This is a genomic window from Sulfurimonas hongkongensis (assembly GCF_000445475.1).
Classification (GTDB): Bacteria; Campylobacterota; Campylobacteria; order Campylobacterales; family Sulfurimonadaceae; genus Sulfurimonas; species Sulfurimonas hongkongensis.
The window spans coordinates 1-20,435 of record NZ_AUPZ01000011.1 but is presented as its reverse complement, the minus strand read 5'-3'; the positions used below and the strand labels follow the sequence as shown (position 1 = coordinate 20,435).

Genomic DNA, 20,435 nt, shown 5'->3' with positions numbered 1-20,435 from the left:
CTAAATGTAGCTGACACGAAATTTTAAACGGTCTCAAACTTAAGTATAAAAGCTCTACAAAATAGTCATTTTCTTTTTATAGAGATGCCAGAGAGTTAAGTGAGAGTTATTTTACTCAAAATTATCTCTATATATTTTTCGCTGCTCTCTTGAGTGTTTTTGTTTTTGCTAAAGTTTACGCTTATTTTGGCTAAGTCTTTTTTTTCATCTTTAGTAAATAGATTTTCGGCTGAATTCTCATCGTTTTTTAGATGCAGATTGTCTCGTTTTGCATGAGATCTTGTTGAGAGAGCTCTAGCGTGAAAAATAGCCCTCGCTGATAGTATAAATATAAAGTTATGATTTTGCATAGGTCCTACTTTAAATCTTTTTTTACTAAATAGTTTGCCTACTGTGCTAGAGTTAATAAACTTGTTATACCCAATCGTACTGGTTGTAAAACCTACTGCTGCACCTCCGGCAGTTGATAATGTCGTGGATAAAAATGTTGTAACTCCAAGGTCTAAAACACTACTAGGAGCAGAAAATGCAAATCCAGTAGCACCAGCTAAAGAAGCACTAGCAACTGTACTTACCATTATAAAGCTTTTTTTAGTTAGTCCATCTTTACTAAAATCACCACAAAATAGTTCATCGCTAAATTTTATTTCATCCATTGAGCTATCAAGTCTATTGTGACTCCATAGTTCTTGAACTTTTTTTTGACTCTTTTTTTCAAACTTTACTAAATCTTTTTTATATTGTTCTTCATAGTTTAGTCTGTCTTTATCTGAGATTTCATTTTTTATAAGCGAAGATGTAACAGTGTGTGAGATGGATTTTCTTACATTACTCTCTATCGCTTTTGCAGTATTATAAAACATTATGTCATTTTTATGTACTAGTGCTTCTTTGGCGTAATCTATACTCGATTCCCAATCTTGATTCATAGCTGAGAAAGCATCAAGGAGTTTTAACTTCTCCCTTAAGCTGGCACTCATTGGGTTAAACTCACGAATAATTTTAAAGTGTTGATTTAGTGCATTTTTCCAGTCATCTACATAATCCTCACTTCCAATTCTATTGATTAGAGCCATTGATGGGTTTCCGCTCCACGAGAGTATCTTCATTTCAGCCTCATACTCTTCTTTATAAGGCAGGGAACCATCAACAACATAGATAATAGCTCCTCCATCTACTATGGGGCTTAAAAGTTCTATTTCTTCTTTAAAATCACTGTTATTTTTATTTTCTTCAACAAATTTTTTTAAAGTTTTAGGATGTTCTTTTGATATAGTTTCATTTTTTTCAAGCCAGTGCATAGCTCTTTTTGCATTTTCAAAACCAGGAGTATCATATATCTTGTATAGTATCTCATCTCCAACTTTTAATGGATGATATTTTGTCTTTTTAGTCTCGCCTGGAGTAGGAGATATCTCTACACTATCATCATATGCAAGAGTAGAGACGATGCTACTTTTACCCTTGTTTGGATGCCCCACTAAAACAAAAGATGGATAACTCTCACGCATCGTATATTCCTATTTTTGGATTGTTTATTATCTCTATTTTATTTTTCCATATAGATACATTTTTACTCTTTGGCTTATAGTCATCATCTGCCATTCCAAGAGGATAAATCAATATAGAGCTCACTTTACTTTTTGACAAATTACTCACAAAATTAACAAAGTCTTTTTGAGGTGCTTCCCAAGAGTCTACAAAGATAATCACACAACCCTCTATAGATGAGATTAGTTCATCTTCTCTATCTACGCTAACACTGCCACCAGCTATCTCTATATGTGAAGCGCTCATCTTTTTATGCTCTAACATAACTCTTAAAGCCTTCATAGTCAGACTCCAACCTATGATGTAATCAAAAGACTTTTCTACTGTTTTTTTACTTATGTCATGAGAAGTATAAGAACTTTCATCTTTTGTTTTGTGATTTTTATGTAGAAATTGTGTTGTAGTTACATTGCTAGACTTTTGTATAAAAAGTAGTATCTCTTTTGCATTTTTATCATTTAAAATATTCTCTCTTAGCCCATTATAAAAAATCTTATTAGATAGATAGAGTAAAATAAATCTTGGTATAAAACCATAAACGATTAAAGACATACCTAAAAACTTCCACCAACTCTGAGATAAGATAATACTGTTTGATAGGTAGTTTTGAGTATCTTCAATCACTTCAAGCGAGGGAACTGCACTAGGACAACAAAAAATCCATGGAAATGCTATAAAGTTGATTAAGCTTTGCAGGGATGAAGTGTCTATAATAGTACTCTCCCAACCAAAAACTACATACTTTGCTAAAAGCGTTACAAAGAGTGCAATCATTGTACCTATTAGGAGTGCTAAAGAACCTTGTTGAAGCCTAACGAGTAAGATGTTTTTAATTAAATCATTTGGCATTATGCTCGAAGGATTTAGTAGAAGTTTTGATAGTGGTTTAAATACTGTCTCTTCGAGCATTTGAGTATATTTATTTTTTGTACTACTATTTTTATTATATAGCACTATTATTGAATAAAAAAAAGAAAAAATTGATAAAATAAAGGGTAAAAAAATCATAATAAATAAAAACCAAGTTACATTAACTATGGATCTATCATCGTAGCTTAGCAAACTAAATCCTAGCAAGAACCCAACTATAAACATAACTAGAGTGACTATGATAAACGATAATGTAACTCTATTTTTAACTCTATCGATTTTATCAGAATCTAGATGCTGTTGATTTTGTTTTAACCATTGAAGTAGTTTTTCAATATGCGTAGAGTCTTTATGCCTCCAATATACTTTTATATCTTCAATACTTGCTTTTTTCTCAACACTTTCATCATGCAAAAGATACTTTAAATTTAAATATTCATTCAACTTTATTTTAGCTTTTTTGAACATTTGCATCCTTATTTGTTATATTGAGCAAAACTTATGAGTGCTTAAATCTAAATCCTTCACTAAGCAAAAGTTCTTTGAGCTTATCTTTTAGCTCGCCTTGAAACTCCATCCAACCATCTTTAAAAGCTCCACCACAGCCAAGCTTCTTTTTTAGAAGCTTTAGAGTTTTGCTCGCATCTTCTTTTGTAATATGAAACTCTCCCACTAAAGTTACGATTTTTCCTCTTCTTTTTTCTTTTGCAAAGACTAAAAGATGCTTTTGCGGCTCTAGTATCTCATCTGCTATTTGTGAGGCTCTAGGACTTTGGACTTGCGCCCAACTATCATCGATGTCTGCACCGATGAAGATATCTAGTTTTTTGCCTCTACTCATAGCTATATAACTCTTTGAGATAGTATGCTTATATTTTTGTCTGTGTGATTGTTGATGTTTTCTAAGAGTTGCTCTTTTGTAGTTTCATTTTTTGGATAAAGGACAACTATAACTTCATCACCTTTTTTTAAAAATGTTTTCTCTCCAAACTCTGTATATCTTGTAGCACCAATAGTAATAATCGCCTCTTTAGGGTTAGCACATGCCGCAATGTATTGGTTGATGGGTTCAAGTGGACCGTAGTTTTCTTGAGTGTTTATTTGATGAACCATCCACTTAAGAAGCTTTTCATAAAAGTAGCTATATCCACTTATCTCAACATTTTCTCCATAGGCGTGCAACTCTCCATCACGGCGTAAAAAACTAGCGATTGAGTACGAGTCCATTACTCCACCCTCGGTAAATTTATCTATCTTTATAAGAGTGTTACTAAAGCCTTTAGAGAGCTCTCCCCAGTTTTTTTTATCACTAATCTTATCTGCATTTGCAACCCTAATCGAGCAGTCATTAAATGCACCAAAATGTGTAGGAGTTATCTTTGTAAGCTTTCCTGCACTATATTCTAAATCACAAATAAGACCAACTTCAGGTTCAGCTTGAATATTTGCATCTAGACTTGGAAGTTTTATATGTGAGGTTGAGAGAGGGTAGATGCTTAAGATATTTTTTGCATCTAGGGCTAAACCACTATCATGATTTGGTGGTTGGGGAAGATAAAAAGGAAACATCCCTTTTGGTGCAGCTTCATCTGCGGTTATAACGTCTTTGAACTCTTCCATCTCTCCAGCTTGCTCTAAGTGCAGAGCAAAATTTCCAGCGATGCCCAGTCCTAAAAACTTTTTATATTTTGCCATCTCTAGATACTGCCGCTCTGTTTTGCTTCAGCGTACTCTTCATAAGTACCTTCAAAGTCTGTTAGACTTCCATCTGCATGGATCTCTATAATGCGTGTTGCAAATGCATCTAAGAGCTCACGGTCATGAGAGACACAAATAACATTACCTTTAAACTCATGCAGAGCCTCTCCAAGGGCGACAATAGCCTCTAAGTCAAGGTGGTTTGATGGCTCATCTAAAACTAAAAAGTTTCCACCTTCTAGCATCATCTTACTAAGCATCATTCTATGTTTTTCTCCACCAGAGATACTCTCAACTGACTTCTCTTGCTGCTCGCCATTAAATAGCATCCTGCCTAAGCAGTTTCTTATCTCAGCTATATCTCTTTTTGGATCAAATGCTCTAAGCCAATCATAAAGTGTTCCATCGCCTTCTATAATGTCTGCTGTATCTTGTGGAAAGTATGAGCTCTCAATAGTAGCACCCCAGTGAACTTCGCCACTTGTAGGTTTTATCTCTTCCATAATGATCTTAAGAAGTGTTGTCTTACCAGCACCGTTTGGTCCGATTAGAGCTACTTTCTCACCTGGGTTAAATTTAAGTGTTACATCTTTTAAGACTTCATTTCCATCAGAGTATGTGTGGTTTACATCTATGATATGAAGTGCTTCATCACCCATAACTCTTGCAGCTTTAAAAACGATACTTGGATCTCTTCTTGAAGATGGTTTAATGTCTTCTATATTTAGTTTTTCAAGTTGTTTTTGTCTTGAAGTTGCTTGTCTTGCTTTAGATGCATTAGCACTAAAACGACGGACGAAAGCTTCAAGCTGCTCTTTTTCTTTCTCTTTTTTTGCAGTGTCAAGCTCTAGTTGCTTTGCCATCACATTTGCAGCGATATACCAATCATCATAGTTTCCTGTAAATTCGCGGATTTTTTGATAATCCACATCTAAGATATTTGTTACAACTGCATTTAAAAAGTGTCTATCATGAGAGATTACAACCATTGTTCCCTCATGTCTTTGTAACTCATCTTCTAACCAGCTAATAGTCTCGATATCAAGGTTGTTGGTAGGCTCATCAAGAAACAAAACATCAGGCTTAGGATATAAAACTTGAGCTAAAAGGACTTTAAACTTATCGGCACTATCTAGTGTACTCATAAGATTATGATGAAGGCTCGCTTCAATACCAACATTTTCAAGTATTTTGGCAATATTTACGTCATACTCATAAGTTGGATCTTCTTCAACGCAGATAACTTCTAAATCAGCTAGACGGTTATTTACTGCATCGTCTTCAAAGTCACCAGTTGCATAGATCTCTTCTTTTTCTTTTATAGCATCAAAGAGTCTTTTATTTCCATAAAGAACTGCATCCATGATTGTGTAGTCTTCAAAAGCGTACTGATTTTGCCCTAAAACTCCAACTTTATTTGATTTTGGGATGATTACTTCACCATCATACTCATTGATTTCACCACTTAGGATTTTTAAAAAGGTTGTTTTGCCAGCACCGTTTGCACCGATGAGCCCGTATCTTTTATTACGGTCTAGTTTAAGGTTTATGTCTTGAAATAGTACTCTATTTCCATAACGCATAGTTAGATTTTGTACAGTTACCATGATTGTTTCTCTTAGGTGGATTTGCCCACACAAGCCTAGTTTTTAGGCTTGTGTGGGCTATTTTTCGTGGATTATAGCCAAGAGTTGTTTAAAGCGTGATTATACTACTTTTATGTCTTGTAGCCTTTTAGTATATCATTTAGGCTTATAGTCATCTGTGTTAGCGTTGAAGATGCATTTGAGATATCATCCATGCTCTTCTTATTTTCTGTAGAGATCAGCTCTATTTCTGAGACTTTATGAATCATAGACTCAACAGTTTTAGAGTTGTTGATATAACCAGTTACAGTCTCATCAACTTGAATTATTGAGCGCTCTAGTGACACCATACTTGTGTTTATCTCACTTTGAGCATTGTTTGCATCAGAGGATAGTATCTCTATAGCTTTGGCATTATTTGAGATATTTTGACTTGCATCTATTACAGACTGGACAATCACACTAATGGTTGCATTTATCTCCGAGAGTGATTTTTGAGTTCTCTCTGCAAGTTTACGAACTTCATCAGCAACTACTGCAAAGCCCCGTCCATGTTCACCTGCACGTGCAGCTTCTATGGCAGCGTTTAGTGCAAGTAGATTTGTTTGATCTGCAATGTCAGAGATAACAACAAGCACATCTTTAACTTGAGTTGCATCTGCGCTCAATTGTTCTAGTTTGTGAGATAACTCTAGCTCATCTTTTGCTCTGCCTTGTATCTCATTTGCTAGATGGACTATCTGCTTATTTGCTCCTTTTAAAATCTCTCCTGCTGAGTTTATATCATCTTTTGTAATCTTTGCTTGTTCAATAGATTTGCTTAAAACATCTTGTAAATCTTTACCCTCTATTGAGACATTATTTACAATGGCACTCTCTTCTGCAGCTTTTTCTTTCATACTAGAAGATGTCTCTGAAAGGGTTTGAGAGATCTGAGTATTTTGAGATGATGATGTTTTTGCCTCTGAGACTGTTATACGAACTTTGTCTATAAAAGCATTAATGTTTTGAGCAACTTCTGAGATTTCATCTCCGAGTGGGACGATAATCCTGCTTGTTAGATCTCCATCACCTTTAGCCAGATTATATGAAGCATCTTGGAGAGTGTTTAGTTTTGAGATGATAAATTTTTGGACTAAAAATATACTAATGAGCATTAAAACTAAGATAATAGCTATGGAGGTACCAACTATCATATCTCTAGCCTCATTAACATTTTCTAAAACCTCTGATTCATCAATATCCACGATAATACCCCAAGATTCGTCAAATATCTTTATGGGAGCATAAGAGCTTAAAACCTTAATACCTCTATGGTCTTTTATAATCCACGAGCCATTTTCGCCTTCTTTTATCTTATCTAACGACTTTGAATCTATCTTGTATGTGCCGATGGTCGTTTTTGCTATTTTTACATTTTCATCATCTATGACATCTAAAAAACGGCTATCATTTTTCATTCTTCCATCAAGAGAGACTAGATTCGCTTTACCAGTTGCTCCAAGTCCAGCCTTTTCAAAGTTACCTTTGAAGTTCATAACACTGTTTATCTTATCTTTTGGAAGTTGAAATATAACAGCTCCCTCAAAATCATCTCTAAAGTAAAGTGGAGATGCTAAAAACATTGCAGGCTCATTGAAACTTGGCTCATAAGCACTAAAGTCAGCAAAGGCTACACCATCTGCTGGAAGCTTTGAAGCTTTCTTAAAGGCAAGGGCTAGTCCAGAATCTGAATAAACTCCATTTATTAGGTTTGTACCAAAATCTTTCTCCTTTTTAACCGAATACACAACATCACCATCAGCGTTTATGATAAAGATGTCATAGAGTCCATAATTTTTTAAAATTTGATCATAAGCTGGATGAGTTTGAACATGATTTAGCGAATACTCTTCTTTATGATTTTTATTCATTAAAAGCTTGTTTTTTTGGGAGAGCTTATACTCGTTATCTACTATATATAAGTATTGAGCTATGAGTGCATGTTTTGTTTTTGGCAGATAGTCTTCTAGAGCTTTTTTAGGTTTGACACCTTTTATATCAAAGTTGATATTTGGTAAATATTCATCTTTATAATTCTGTAGAACTTTTGCTTTTATCTCGGCATTGCTTATGTCATCTAGAGATTCTAGATCTAAAAAACTCTCATCTAAAGCCCACATAGCTTGAACAGTTGTTGAGTCGGCAGTTCTTGAGCGAATAAGATTTTCCAGAGATTGGAAAAAATCAAGGAGGTGCTCTTTTTTAGACTCTTTTACCGCGTCTAGTAGTGCCATATTGCTCTTTACTAGGGAGTCAGATGCTCTGCTTATTGAGATCGACATAATACTAATAGCCATCACTAGCAGAGACACTGCCATAAGGGTGATGACTTTAAATTTTATGCTCTTGATGTTCATTTATATCCTTTTGTCTTTTGGTTGTTCTTTTTGTATTTGAGTAAGCATATCATTTAGGGCATTAAATAGTTTATCACTATTAGCTTCCATAGTCTTAAGATTGTTTACTATAGTATCTTCATTTTGAATTCTTGTGTCTTCTTTATCAAAGAAAGCGATACTATTTAACACACTCTCATGAACTGTTTTATGTGGCAAGAAGGCATCTTTATATGCTTGAGTATTTCCAAATCTCTCTTTACCATCACTCTCATACCATTTTCCTAGTCTACACTCAGTATGTTTGCTAAATGCCTTGCTCTTATCTGCTGCAATTATAGAGTCATATGCATTTGATTTGTATATAATGTGATCTACTTTTGCTAAAACAATAAAGACTTTATTTTGCATATCGTTTATAACATCAGCCATCTCAACAGCCTCATAATTCAAGTTTCTCATAGTATCATTAAATTCTTCAACTGAAACTGAAGCCTCATCAGCAAGGGTTGTCATTGTCTCAGACTTGCCTAAAATGTTGCTAGCTTCTTGCTTCATTGAGTTTATAGAGATAGTTATCTCACTAGTTGCTTTTTGAGTTCTCTCAGCAAGTTTGCGGACTTCATCAGCCACAACTGCAAAACCACGTCCATGTTCGCCTGCACGAGCTGCTTCGATGGCAGCATTTAGTGCTAAAAGATTAGTCTGTTCTGCTATATCTTTTATAAGGTCAACTATAGAAGTGATCTCATTAGTTTGTTCATTTAAACCACCTATAGAGGAGTTGCTATCGCTTATCTGCTCAACTAGATTTTGCAGTTTTTCTAAGATATCCTCCACTGCACCCATAGAGTCATCTGATGTTTGAGCTGTGTGTTTTGTTGTACTTTGTACGACACTTAGCTCTTTTATAACGCTTGACATTTCATTTTGTATAAGACCTAAACCATCGCCAATACTTCCTACGCTTCTAACTTTTGAGCTAAAGTTTATAAACAACTGTTTTTCATGAGATGTTTTCATGGCACTTATACCATTTTGAACATTTTTAATAGCTTCGGCAAAGTCTCCAGCTAAGCCATCAGAGTTTAAATCATAACTAAAATCTCCCTGCGAAGCTTTATGTACAGAGGTGTTTATCCTTGAAGTTAACTCTTTTATGAGATCTATAAGTGTTGCTAAAAGTTGAGTTATCTCATCCATCTCATTATTTGTTTGAGATTTTCTATCAACTTTTATAGAGAGATCACCATTTGTTGTGATGCCACCTATAATAGACTTAAATCTATCTATGGAGTTTGTAATGCTAAGTGATACGCTTCTTGAGATATATATCAAAAAAGCAAGGATTATAAGAACTAGGGCTAGCACAGTTATGAGTGCTTGAAATGAAGATGAAACAAGATCTTGAGAAAAGTCTAGCGTATGCGTTGCAAGAGCATCTTCAAACTCTTTAAGTTTGTTGATTTTTTTTGTGATGGTCTTAAACCAAACCGTAGCATCTACTCCAAAATTACTCTCTTTAGATTCTGCTATGGCTCTATATTTGTCCACTTGCGCAAATGAAGTATCAGACTCTATCTCTTTGTACAAGTTTTGTATGTATGTATCAGAGACGCTTAAAAAAAGATTTGTGAGTGCATTTTGCTCCGAGACTAAAGATGCAAACTTCGCAGCAGTCGCTCTTGAGAAACTATCCTTTGCAAAAACTCCAGATAAAACGGCTCTCTCTATCCCAGCTCTCTCTTTAGATGAGATAAAAATAGTAAAACTATTAAAGTCAGTTCTTAAAGTATTGTCTTTTGGGATTATTGAGAAGTTGCTTACCATATCTATGAGCTGTTTGTTTAGTGCAGTATAAAAAAAGACTGCATCTTTTACCTCACAGCTAAGCGTGTTTACCTTTTTTCTCATCTCTTGTATTGAGCTTAGATTTATCTCATCTTTGACTCTTGATGATGCAGGAGAGTCATGAGATGCTATATAGGCTTTAAGCTCCTCTATTTTAAGATCAGTGTCCTTGTGTTGTTTTGGTAAAATCTCTTGAAAGCTTTTACCACCTGAACCTAAATATCCAGCACTTGCACCTCTCTCTTTTTGCAGTTCATGTAGCACGGCACTCATCTTTACAGACAAGCTTATCAAAGAAGCAGTCTCTGTTGAGTTGTCGTACTCACTCCAACTATCGTAAGCACTCTTAAGAGAAAACAGAGCAATCACTATAAAAGTGATAACGCTAAGAAAAATCAGCTTGTTTTTAATCGTCATGTTTTTCATAAATTTAACCCCTTTGTATTTTGAAGTTTATCTATATTATTTTGTTTATTTGTTATCGTAACAGACAACAAAAAATAACAAAACTTTGCAAGGAGAGTGGCCTTTAGAATAACTTAAAAAACATATTCATTATTGTAACTAAAATTTATAAGATTTTTACTGTAAAATAAGAAATGCAAATAAGAGAATTAGATTTAAAAGAGCTAGAGATGGCTTATAGCGTGCTAAAGCAACTAAGAGGTGAACTCTCTTACAAAGAGTTTGAAGATCTCATTTATGATATGAGATATATGAACTACACCATGTTTGGTATAGTTGAGGGCGAAGAGCTTATCACTTACGCTGGAGTAGCTGTGCAGACAAATCTTTACCATAAAAGACATTTGTATGTTTTTGATTTGGTTAGTGACGATAAGTACAAATCAAAAGGATATGGAGCGTTGATGCTTGATTTTTTGAGCGATTATGCTAGAGCTTCGATGTGTGAAAACATCGTTTTATCTTCAAGCTTTACAAGAGTAGATGCACATAGATTTTACGAGAAAAATGGCTTTAAGAAAAAAAGTTATCTTTTTCTCAAAACACTATCTAAAATATGAGCTACTTTATACTACTTTTAATAACAAAGACTCTATCATAACTTTATGAAAATAAAATCATTATATGTATCTGCACAAGAAAAAAGTGCTGGAATGTTATTCGTTTCTATGGGGATGATGGAGATACTAAAGAGAAACTTGCCTAGTGTTGCCTTTTTTAGACCTATAATCTTATCTAAAAACAAAATTGATAAGGATATAGAGTTTATACTAGAGAGATATAGTATTGACATGAAGTATGAAGATGCTTATGGATATGACATAGAGTATGTTGAGATGATGCTCTCATCTGGACGGTTTAATGAGCTTATTAATCAGCTCATCACTAAATTTAAAAAGTTAGAGAGTGAACATGATTTTGTTCTTTGTGAGGGGATTAGAAGGTCGTTTTTGACCACAACTATAAACTACGATCTAAATATAAAGATAGCTCAAAACTTCTCAAGCTCCATCATAAATGTCATAAATGCAAAAAATGCTAGCGCGCAAGAAGTTTATGAAGATGTACTTATGGAGGCTCAAAACATAAGCTCGGAGGGTTGTGAATCCTTTGCAACTTTTATTAATAGACTAAGCGAAGAAAATTATAATGAGCTTAAAAAAAGACTAAGTAAGGACAAAATAAATACATATCTTTTAAAAGAGTTAACAGAACTAGACCGCATAAGTGTCCAAGACGTTATAGAAGCTTTAGATGCAAAACCCATCTTGCTCGGTGAAAAGGACCACACAAGAGTCATAAAAGGTATCAAAGTCGCAGCTTTGAGTTTGGATAACTTTTTAGAGCATATTGAGGAAAATGATTTAGTTATAGTACCAGCTGATCGCTCAGATATTATAGTTGGACTTATCTGTGCCTTGTACTCTAAAAACTACCCAAATGTTAACGCGATAGTCTTGCCTTTTGGAATGGGGCTTCATAAAAATATCCAAAAGCTCATAGATGGACTTGAGGGCTTTAATATTCCACTTCTTTTAGTTGAGACAGATACTTATGAAACCGCAAAAAACATCTCAAACATAAATGCTAGACTCAGGGTTACAAGTGAGAGAAAAATCTCTTTAGCTTTAGGACTTTTTAACTCAAATGTTGATATCAAACACATCGAAGCAAAGATAGCGACACCAAAAAAAGGCGTAATGACGCCGATGATGTTTGAGTATAAACTCTTTGAATTAGCAAGACTAAATAAAAAACGAATAGTCTTGCCTGAGAGCATGGATGAGCGGATATTAAGAGCTGCTGAGATAACTCTAAGAAGAGGTGTAGCAGACATCATACTTTTAGGAAATGAAGAAAAAATAAAAGAAAACTACCTAAGAATAGGACTTGATTTAGCAGATGCAACTATCATAGACTATAAAGACTCTCATCTGTTAGAGGAGTTTGCAGAGAATTTTTATGAGATGAGGAAACATAAAGGTTTAAGTAGAGATGCAACCATAGAAGCTATGCAACATGCAAACTACTTTGCAACTATGATGGTTCACCTCGGATATGCTGATGGAATGGTTAGTGGAGCTATTCACTCAACTGGAGACACCATCAGACCAGCACTTCAAATCATCAAAACAAAACCAGATATTTCGGTAGTCTCAAGTGTCTTTTTTATGTGCATGCAGACTCAGGTTTTAGTCTATGGAGATTGTGCGATAGTCCAAGACCCAGATGCACAAACTTTAGCACAGATCGCTATCTCCTCTGCATCTACTGCGGAGGCTTTTGGTATCGAGCCAAAAGTTGCGATGCTCTCATACTCAACAGGAGAGAGCGGAAGTGGTGCAGATGTAGATAAAGTAAGAGAAGCAACACAGATAGTAAAAAGAAATATGCCAAACTTACTCATAGAAGGACCGATCCAGTACGACGCGGCGGTAAATGCAAGCGTAGCAAAAACAAAACTTCCAAACTCTAAAGTAGCAGGGGAGGCTAGTGTTTTTATATTTCCAGATTTAAACACTGGAAACAACACCTACAAAGCAGTTCAACGCTCAAGTGGAGCGATAGCCATAGGACCAATACTTCAAGGACTAAACAAACCTATCAACGATTTAAGCCGTGGATGCAGCGTTGAAGATGTAGTAAATACTATAGCCATTACATCAATACAAGCAGGACAAATATAGTGAGAGTAGCTGTTATAAACTCAGGAAGCTCATCTTTAAAATTTAAACTTTTTGATATGAGTACAAATGAGGTGATTTACTCAAAAGTCATAGAAAAGATTGGTGAGAAAAACTCTGCTATAAAGAGTCATAGTCAGGCTTTAGAGTTGATAGAGGTTGATCTTTCAACTATTGAGATTATTGGGCATCGTGTGGTTCATGGTGGGGAAGAGTTTACAAAACCAACTCTAATAGATGATGGAGTTATAAGAAAGTTAGAAGAGTTAATGCATCTAGCTCCACTTCACAATCCTGCAAACTTAGAGGGCATCTTAGTTGCAAAACAAAAAGCACCAAATTTAGCTCAAGTGGCAGTTTTTGACACAGCTTTTCACTCAGAGATGCCACAAGAGGCGTATCTTTATGCTCTAGATTTTGAGCTATATGAAAAGCACAAGATTAGAAAATATGGTTTTCATGGAACTTCTCACTCTTACCTTTTAAAAGAGACCGCTAAAGAGCTAAACAAAGAAGAGCATGAGTTAAATATCATAACTTTGCATCTAGGAAATGGTGCTAGTGCATGTGCTATAAAAAATGGCAAAAGCATTGATACTTCTATGGGATTTACTCCACTTGAGGGTCTTGTTATGGGCACAAGATGCGGAGATATAGATCCGGCAATAGTTTTATACATGCAAAGAGATTTGGGTATGGGTCGTGATAAAGTTGATGAAGTTTTAAACAAAAAGTCAGGGCTTCTTGGACTTTGTGGAAGTAGCGATATTAGGAATATTTTAGCTCAAGATGATGAGAGATCAAGATTAGCTATAGATATCATGACAAGAAGAGTTAAGAAGTATATAGGTGCATATATGGCACTTTTATCAAGAGTAGATGCTATAGTGTTTAGTGGGGGCATAGGAGAAAATTCGGCTTATATAAGAGAGCGAATAATGGATAAAAACCTAGCAAAAGATATACCCGTCATGGTTATAAAAACCAATGAAGAGTTAGAGATTGCTAGGCAGTGTTTAGCTTTTAAAGACTCTGAGAGTAAAAATAATTTTTCTTAGCTATATAGCTTAACTCTTTTAAGTCCTTACTTGAGAGAGGTTTGTTTTTTATCTTATAAACCATACTTACTAAATAATCATAAGAGCTTAAATCTACACTTTTACTAAGAAGTGCCTCTGTAGAGAGAAAGTTTACTATCTCTTGTTGAGATAGTGAAGTATAGTTGTTTTGTAAGTTTATTAGCATGATATTGGTAGTTCCTTCATCTTCACCAAAGATTCTCTTTGCTATCTTTTTAGATACATCCCTATCTATCCCTCTTGAGTAAAGATTGTTAGCAATGTTGTTTGATAAAGAATTTGATTGGGTCCTAGCTTGCTGGTTTGTAGATGAGGCTAAAAGTGGTGATAGTGTTAAAGATGATGCTAGAAAAACTAAAGATAAGATATTTTTATTTTTTTTCATTTTGTATCCTTAAAGTTTTAGTTATTTTGATCTTTATGAATATCAGTATAACTCTCTTTTGTAAACAAAAAAGTCAGCTATTCATTGCTATTTTTATTTTAGGTTAGGGTGGATTTTGAGAATTTTTTTGAGTGAGAATGTTATATGAAAATTTTAAGTAGTAAAAACCCCTTAAGAAGGGGCTTAAATGTAGATTATAATGGTGTCACATTTTCAGCTTGTGGGCCTTTTTGACCTTCGCCTACTTCAAAAGTAACTCTTTGCCCCTCTGCTAGAGAAACACGACCACCACCAGTGTGGTTTACTTGACGAAAGTGTACAAACACATCTTTTCCGCCATTATCTTGCTGGATAAATCCATAACCTTTTTCTTCGTTAAACCATTTAACTGAACCATCTAGTAATTCTGCCATTGCAATACCTCATGTATAAAATAATCACTTCGCTAGAAGTGGAGTCAAAAATTGGAGAGTCTTTAGGGTCACAATTGAGCATAGTACTAAATCACACACTAAAGATGAACTCGAGCCTCATCTTTTCATCAAAAGTATTATATCTTAAATGTTTTGTTTATAGCAATATATTAAGCGCTAAACAAATGGGGTTATTTGTCGATATGTTAACTATAGTAACAAACAAAGGATATATCATGCAAATATCATCAAATATAAGTTCCGTTAGCGCTACTGTAAAAAATTCTAACGTCATAAAGCCTCTTTATACTGAGAAGATATCTCAAGATGAAGTCAAAGAGATTCGTGAACAGCTGGCTCAAAATTCTTTGGCGATGGCTTTTAACTCGGCAACCATCCAGAGTACTTTTGCAAGCCCGCAGGACAGCTTTGCTCAGGACTACAAAGACTTTCAGAGTTTTTTGAGTGATATTGGATACAGCGGAAAGCCAATTGCAGAACTAAGTCAAGAGGAAGCCGCCGAGCTTGTCAGTGAGGATGGTATCTTTGGTATCAAGCAAACGTCAGAGAGAATAGCAAACTTTGTCATAAACGGTGCAGGTGGAGATGAAGATAAGCTTCGTGCTGGTAGAGAGGGGATGCTTAGAGGATTTGCAGAGGCTGAGAAGATGTGGGGAGGAGAGCTTCCTGAGATTTCTCAACAAACCATAGCAAAAGCTACTGAGATGGTAGATAAAGCTATGCATGATTTAGGTTTTTCTATCATCAATGAAGAGGCTTAGCAACTGTAGTTTTTTTGGAAGTGAGGCTTCAGTCTCGCCTTGTTTGCGGGACTCATCGTGGAGAACGCCACGGGTTAGAGTTCCTAGAAGTCCCACTTCCGAGTTATTTCATACTCTCTTAAGTTGCGATATCTAGCCTTTTAGGCTCACTCTCACCTTTTTCCTCTTTGGAATCATCATTTTTATCTGCTTCGTTTTTGTATGTCTCTTTTCCTGAGAGTTTTTCTTGAGTCTCTTGTGCTAGTTGTTGTTGTGCTTTTACCTTCATAACATTTGCACTTGAGGCTACTGCCAAATCTTGTCCGCTAGGATTTGCTGGAGCTAAAGCCGCCGCTATAACTGCATCTGCGTTTGCTATAGTCTCTTGTGGGGTTGAGCCAGATTTATAAGAGATGGAGACTTCGCCCCCAATGGCGTACATTCTGCCATCAGGTCCTTTTTGATAGGTGTAAGATGCACCTCCCGTTGCAGCTCCACCACTTTGGTGAGCAGCTTCATGTGCACGAACCTCTGCATCTCTTGATTGCAGGCTCTGTACTACTCTTTTTTCATCAGCGCTAAGTTCATTTTGTGGTTTTTTTTCTGCAACACTTTTTTCTTCTTCTGTCTCCTCTGCTCTAGGTTTTAAAGAGGTTTGATAGTTGGCGCTAGTTGAATAAAGTGTGTTTGATGAAACGTTCATAATATCAATTATACAAACGAGTAAGTTAAAATAAGCTATTATTTTATAATTAAATAAAGGGTAAAGATTATGATATTTGAACTTCAAAACGATTATATAGAGCTTTTTAAACTTATAAAGGTTTTAGATTTAGTAGATAGCGGTGGAGATGCCAAAAAGCTTGTTGTCGAGGGACTTGTTAAAAGAAATGGTGAGATAGAGCTTAAAAAAAGAGCAAAAATAGTCTCAGGAGATGTAATAGAGATAGCCGAAGTTCGCATAGAGGTTAAAGGATGAGTTCTTTTGAGATTTGCAAGACATTTTACTCTCTTTTTACAAAGAGAGTGTAAGATTAGTATTTAAGATAAAGAAGATGCATTCATTTAAGATTCATATTCTCCTGTGTTCTTATACTAAATTCAAATAAGGGATGCATCTTCTTTATATTAGCTATTTTGGAAAAATCTTTAACGCTACCTACTTGTACCATATTTTGATATAACTTTTAGAGGTGCCTTAAAGTTATATGCCGAAAAATTCGACATATATACTGAGGTTATTTTAATCCGCTAATATATTTAGCAATAGCGACAATCATATCCCTTGTAAGACCAGAGGTTGAGTCTTCCATCACCTGACTACTTTTATGCATAGTGTAAGCTCCAATTCTACTATCTTGATCTCTATATGCTCTTATTGTCAATGCTAATACAGTTGCATCTTTACCAGCTAATGCTGGCACCCCTTCACGAGGATTTTTTTGAGCCTTTTCGCCATGGCATAGTGCACAACGCTGTTTGTAAAGTTTTTCACCATCTGTTGCCATCAAACTAATACTTGCTAGTAATAGCACTATAAGAATCTTTTTCATTTTTAAACCTCCATTATTTAAGTTTCATTTTACTTTAGTAATTCTTAAAGGGTACTTATCTATTGATTACAATATTTACTTTATAAAAACCTAAATTAGACCAATAAGTGCAACAAACAGCACTGGTGGGGTGATGACAAGCCCAACTTTCATATACTCTGCCCAAGTGATTTTAACCCCTTTTTGAGCTAAGACATGTAGCCAAAGAAGTGTTGCAAGTGAACCTATAGGTGTCATTTTTGGACCTAGGTTACAGCCTAAAATATTTGCATAAACAAGCGCTTCATTTCCTGCGTATCCAACATGGTCAATGGCTATATCCATAATCATAATAGTTGGCATATTGTTCATTATAGAGCTTAATATGGCAGATAAAAAACCTGTACCTATGATGGACACTGTAGTTCCATGTTTGCCTAGCTCAATTATCCAAGATGCTATAACTTCCGTAAAACCTGCATTTTTAAGACCATAAACAACTACATAGAGACCTATACTAAACCAAACAACTTGCCAAGGGGCTGCTTTTATAGTTGCCATAGGTTTTACAGCTTTGAAGTGGTTTGCTATTGCTAAAAATATCAAGGCACCTCCAAGTGCAAAAAGAGAGACTGGAAGACTATACAGGTCACCTATAAAATACCCAACCATCAGGAGTGCTAAGAAAAACCAAGAAAATTTAAACATAGTTTGATTTTTAATGACAGATGATGCTTCTGGTAATGTAGAAACGTCAATGCTAAAAGGAATATCTTTACGAAAATAAATCCAAAGAACAACTATAGACGCAAGGATAGCTAGTAGGTTAGGTAAAAACATATTTTTTGCATATTCAACAAAGCCGATATCAAAATAACCAACTGTTACTATATTTGTAAGATTTGAGATAACAAGTGGATTTGAAGCACTATCACCGATAAAACCACCTGCCATTAAAAATGCGAAGATGGCTAAAGGCTTCATCTTTAAGTACTTCATCTTAGCAAGTAGTATGGGAGTAAGTATAAGAGCAGCTCCATCATTTGCAAAAAATGCAGCAACGATAGCACCTAAAAGTAAGATATAGACAAACATTTTATGTCCATTTCCGCCACTTAATTTTGCCATTTTAATAGCTGCCCACTCAAAAAATCCTATCTCATCAAGAACCATAGATAGGATAATGATACCAATAAATGCTAGTGTTGCATCCCACACGATATCGATTACGCTAATGACATCTGTAAAACTTACAACTCCGACTAAGAGAGCTATAGTAGCTCCCATCACAGCAGTGGTACCTATTTGGAGACCTTTTGGTTGCCATATTACAAAGACTAAGGTAACTAAAAACACTAAGATAGCTAAAGCCATATAATATTCCCTACTTTTTTCAAATATATGTTAGAAGAAACTATATCATATCTAAATCTAAATATCAATATATCTTGATTTAGTAATTTTATCCTGCTACAATTTTAATTCTTATAGTAAGGAGTTCTATGTGGAAATTTTCTTAAAAAGCGTAGCTGCGCTTAATGATGACACACGAGTATTGTTGTTGCGTTTTCTTGATGAACATGGTGAGACTTGTGTATGTGATATGCAAGCCTCTCTTGATATGATTCAATCACGCCTCTCACGGCATCTTAAAATTTTAAAAGATGCAGGGTTTTTAAGAGTAAATCGCAGAGGAACTTGGGGCTATTACTCCATCAGAAGTCCACTTGACCGCTTTCGTAGTGAAGCTTTAGAGGAGATTCGTTGTTTAGATATAAAGCTTCCAGCTTTAAAAAAAATATCTGAGACTGGGGAGTGTAAAGTATGAAAAAAAAGGTATTGATTTTATGCAGTGGAAATAGTTGTCGCTCCATCATGGCAGAGGCACTTATAAATGATAAGCTTGAAGACTCCATAGAAGCACAAAGTTCTGGAGTAAAAGCAAGTGGTGCAGTAAACCCAAATGCAAAAGCTCTTTTAGAGATGAAAGGCTATTGGAGAGAGAAGTACCACTCAAAAGTAATTGAAACGGTTTTAGATACCCCCTTTGACTTAATAGTGACTGTGTGTGATCATGCAAAAGAGACCTGCCCAATGTTTCCAAGAGCAGTAAAAACTATACATATGGGTTTTGATGACCCATCAGGCAAAGAGTTTGGAGAGTATGAAAGAACACTAGATTTAATGGAGAAAGAACTTCTACCAGTAGTCAAATATGAGCTTTGCCAAAAGTGAAACTTTAGCCTCGCCCTGCATGGCTTTAAAACCAAAGTGCAGTTTATAGACCCTCTCTATGAACTTAGCGCTCCTAGAAATTTTGTTTACTAAGAGTTATTACGGTTAATATTATTATATATAAAGGAAAAATTATTATGAAAATTGAAGTATTAGGAACAGGTTGTGCGAAATGCATCACTTTAGAAAAAGTAGTCAAAGAAGCAGTTGCAAAGAGTGGGAAGTTCGCTCAGATTGAGAAAGTAGATGATCTTATGAAGATTATGGAGTATCAAGTGGTAAGCACTCCTGGACTTGTTATAGATGGCAAAGTAGTTAGCACTGGCAGAGTTTTGAGCGTGGATGAAGTAGTAGCTCTGATAAACGAGTAACTGTGCAAGAGAGCGTTTTAGCCCTTCTTGAATCAAACTCACTTTTGGCATTTGTTGGCGCGTTTGGTGCTGGCAGTATTACGGCGATTGCTCCTTGTTCACTTGTTTCTGTGCCTTTGTTAGTAGGAAGTTCAGTGGCACTGAACAAAGATTTAGTGGGCAAAAAGAGAGTTTTTTATACCTATGCTTTTGCTTCACTATTTGCTCTTGGTGTCATGATTAGTTTTTCAATTTTAGGTCTAATTGTGGCTAAGTTTGGAGGTTTTTTCTCTATTGCTCCTATATGGGCATATATTTTAGCTGCAATTTTTAGTCTGTTGATTGGGTTGTATGCTTGGGGTATTTTTGGTGAAGTAAATAAATCATCCATAATGGCTCATCTTATCAAATACAGACTCTTTGGCGGATTTTTGATAGGAATCATCTTTGGCTTAGTAAGTGTCAAGCGCAATCCAAAAATGTACCAAAACGCAGTGCAAAAATGCACCACTTCGTAACACTTATTATTTAACTGAAATATCTAATAATCCAGCTTCCCTTTTTTGCTTTAATCTATAGCTTTCACCAGTCACACTT

Annotated in this window: 21 protein-coding genes; 9 read left to right on the top strand and 12 right to left on the bottom strand. The window is 35.3% G+C overall.

Going from position 1 to position 20,435, the window contains the following annotated elements; translation table 11 throughout:
• Positions 1-95: 95 nt before the first annotated feature.
• From M947_RS20375 to M947_RS20345, 7 genes are all read right to left on the bottom strand, one after another.
• The gene (locus tag M947_RS20375; RefSeq protein WP_021287990.1) at positions 96-1,511 is read right to left on the bottom strand and encodes a DUF3482 domain-containing protein; all 1,416 of its coding nucleotides are present in this window, start codon (positions 1,509-1,511) and stop codon (positions 96-98) included.
• A complete protein-coding gene (locus M947_RS20370) occupies positions 1,504-2,889 on the bottom strand; it encodes a DUF2868 domain-containing protein (protein WP_021287989.1) in 1,386 nt (461 codons plus the stop codon). Before M947_RS20370 ends, M947_RS20375 begins: the two co-directional genes overlap by 8 nt.
• Before the next feature lie 31 nt (positions 2,890-2,920).
• Entirely contained in the window at positions 2,921-3,262 is a 342-nt protein-coding gene (locus tag M947_RS20365; RefSeq protein WP_021287988.1) for an SUI1 family translation initiation factor, read from the bottom strand.
• A gap of 2 nt (positions 3,263-3,264) precedes the next feature.
• The gene (locus M947_RS20360) at positions 3,265-4,116 is read right to left on the bottom strand and encodes a DUF5718 family protein (protein ID WP_021287987.1); all 852 of its coding nucleotides are present in this window, start codon (positions 4,114-4,116) and stop codon (positions 3,265-3,267) included.
• A gap of 2 nt (positions 4,117-4,118) precedes the next feature.
• On the bottom strand, positions 4,119-5,726 hold the full coding sequence (locus tag M947_RS20355) for an ABC-F family ATP-binding cassette domain-containing protein (protein ID WP_021287986.1): 1,608 nt from the start codon (positions 5,724-5,726) through the stop codon (positions 4,119-4,121).
• 110 nt (positions 5,727-5,836) lie between these two features.
• On the bottom strand, positions 5,837-8,104 hold the full coding sequence (locus M947_RS20350) for a methyl-accepting chemotaxis protein (RefSeq protein ID WP_021287985.1): 2,268 nt from the start codon (positions 8,102-8,104) through the stop codon (positions 5,837-5,839).
• The gene (locus M947_RS20345) at positions 8,105-10,360 is read right to left on the bottom strand and encodes a methyl-accepting chemotaxis protein (RefSeq protein ID WP_021287984.1); all 2,256 of its coding nucleotides are present in this window, start codon (positions 10,358-10,360) and stop codon (positions 8,105-8,107) included.
• Positions 10,361-10,533: 173 nt separating this feature from the next.
• Here M947_RS20345 and M947_RS20340 point away from each other — a divergent pair, with 173 nt between their 5' ends.
• Genes M947_RS20340 through M947_RS20330 form a run of 3 tightly spaced genes read left to right on the top strand, consistent with a single transcriptional unit; the run spans position 10,534 to position 14,141 of the window.
• Positions 10,534-10,959 carry a GNAT family N-acetyltransferase gene (locus M947_RS20340; protein ID WP_021287983.1) on the top strand — a complete coding sequence of 142 codons (426 nt, stop codon included), beginning with the start codon at positions 10,534-10,536 and terminating at the stop codon, positions 10,957-10,959.
• A 45-nt stretch (positions 10,960-11,004) separates the two neighbouring features.
• The gene (gene pta, locus M947_RS20335) at positions 11,005-13,086 is read left to right on the top strand and encodes a phosphate acetyltransferase (RefSeq protein WP_021287982.1); all 2,082 of its coding nucleotides are present in this window, start codon (positions 11,005-11,007) and stop codon (positions 13,084-13,086) included.
• A complete protein-coding gene (locus M947_RS20330; protein WP_021287981.1) occupies positions 13,086-14,141 on the top strand; it encodes an acetate/propionate family kinase in 1,056 nt (351 codons plus the stop codon). Before pta ends, M947_RS20330 begins: the two co-directional genes overlap by 1 nt.
• Here M947_RS20330 and M947_RS20325 read toward each other — a convergent pair.
• Entirely contained in the window at positions 14,107-14,547 is a 441-nt protein-coding gene (locus M947_RS20325; RefSeq protein ID WP_021287980.1) for a hypothetical protein, read from the bottom strand. The genes M947_RS20330 and M947_RS20325 overlap by 35 nt on opposite strands.
• A 194-nt stretch (positions 14,548-14,741) precedes the next feature.
• A complete protein-coding gene (locus M947_RS20320; protein ID WP_021287979.1) occupies positions 14,742-14,960 on the bottom strand; it encodes a cold-shock protein in 219 nt (72 codons plus the stop codon).
• A gap of 236 nt (positions 14,961-15,196) precedes the next feature.
• On the opposite strand from M947_RS20320, the gene M947_RS0112045 reads away from it, so the two are divergent.
• Positions 15,197-15,742 (top strand): hypothetical protein, encoded by a 546-nt coding sequence (locus M947_RS0112045; RefSeq protein WP_031348074.1) that lies wholly within the window; start codon positions 15,197-15,199, stop codon positions 15,740-15,742.
• 118 nt (positions 15,743-15,860) lie between these two features.
• Here the strand turns inward: M947_RS0112045 and M947_RS20315 are convergent, their stop codons facing one another.
• Positions 15,861-16,424, bottom strand: a complete 564-nt coding sequence (locus M947_RS20315) for a putative metalloprotease CJM1_0395 family protein (protein ID WP_021287977.1) — start codon at positions 16,422-16,424, stop codon at positions 15,861-15,863.
• Positions 16,425-16,493: 69 nt separating this feature from the next.
• On the opposite strand from M947_RS20315, the gene M947_RS20310 reads away from it, so the two are divergent.
• Positions 16,494-16,700: an RNA-binding S4 domain-containing protein gene (locus M947_RS20310; protein ID WP_021287976.1), complete on the top strand. Its 207-nt coding sequence runs from the start codon at positions 16,494-16,496 to the stop codon at positions 16,698-16,700.
• A gap of 259 nt (positions 16,701-16,959) precedes the next feature.
• Here M947_RS20310 and M947_RS23280 read toward each other — a convergent pair whose 3' ends face one another.
• Positions 16,960-17,274, bottom strand: coding sequence for a c-type cytochrome (locus M947_RS23280; protein WP_021287974.1), 315 nt, complete (start codon positions 17,272-17,274; stop codon positions 16,960-16,962).
• A 90-nt stretch (positions 17,275-17,364) separates the two neighbouring features.
• Positions 17,365-18,627, bottom strand: coding sequence for an arsenic transporter (locus M947_RS20305; RefSeq protein WP_021287973.1), 1,263 nt, complete (start codon positions 18,625-18,627; stop codon positions 17,365-17,367).
• A gap of 130 nt (positions 18,628-18,757) precedes the next feature.
• Here M947_RS20305 and M947_RS20300 point away from each other — a divergent pair, with 130 nt between their 5' ends.
• From M947_RS20300 to M947_RS20285, 4 genes are all read left to right on the top strand, one after another.
• Positions 18,758-19,081 (top strand): ArsR/SmtB family transcription factor, encoded by a 324-nt coding sequence (locus M947_RS20300; protein ID WP_021287972.1) that lies wholly within the window; start codon positions 18,758-18,760, stop codon positions 19,079-19,081.
• Positions 19,078-19,488, top strand: coding sequence for an arsenate reductase ArsC (locus M947_RS20295; protein ID WP_021287971.1), 411 nt, complete (start codon positions 19,078-19,080; stop codon positions 19,486-19,488). Before M947_RS20300 ends, M947_RS20295 begins: the two co-directional genes overlap by 4 nt.
• A gap of 137 nt (positions 19,489-19,625) precedes the next feature.
• Positions 19,626-19,859: a thioredoxin family protein gene (locus tag M947_RS20290; RefSeq protein WP_021287970.1), complete on the top strand. Its 234-nt coding sequence runs from the start codon at positions 19,626-19,628 to the stop codon at positions 19,857-19,859.
• Between the two features lie 2 nt (positions 19,860-19,861).
• Positions 19,862-20,356 (top strand): cytochrome c biogenesis CcdA family protein, encoded by a 495-nt coding sequence (locus tag M947_RS20285; protein WP_021287969.1) that lies wholly within the window; start codon positions 19,862-19,864, stop codon positions 20,354-20,356.
• The last annotated feature ends 79 nt before the right edge of the window (positions 20,357-20,435 follow it).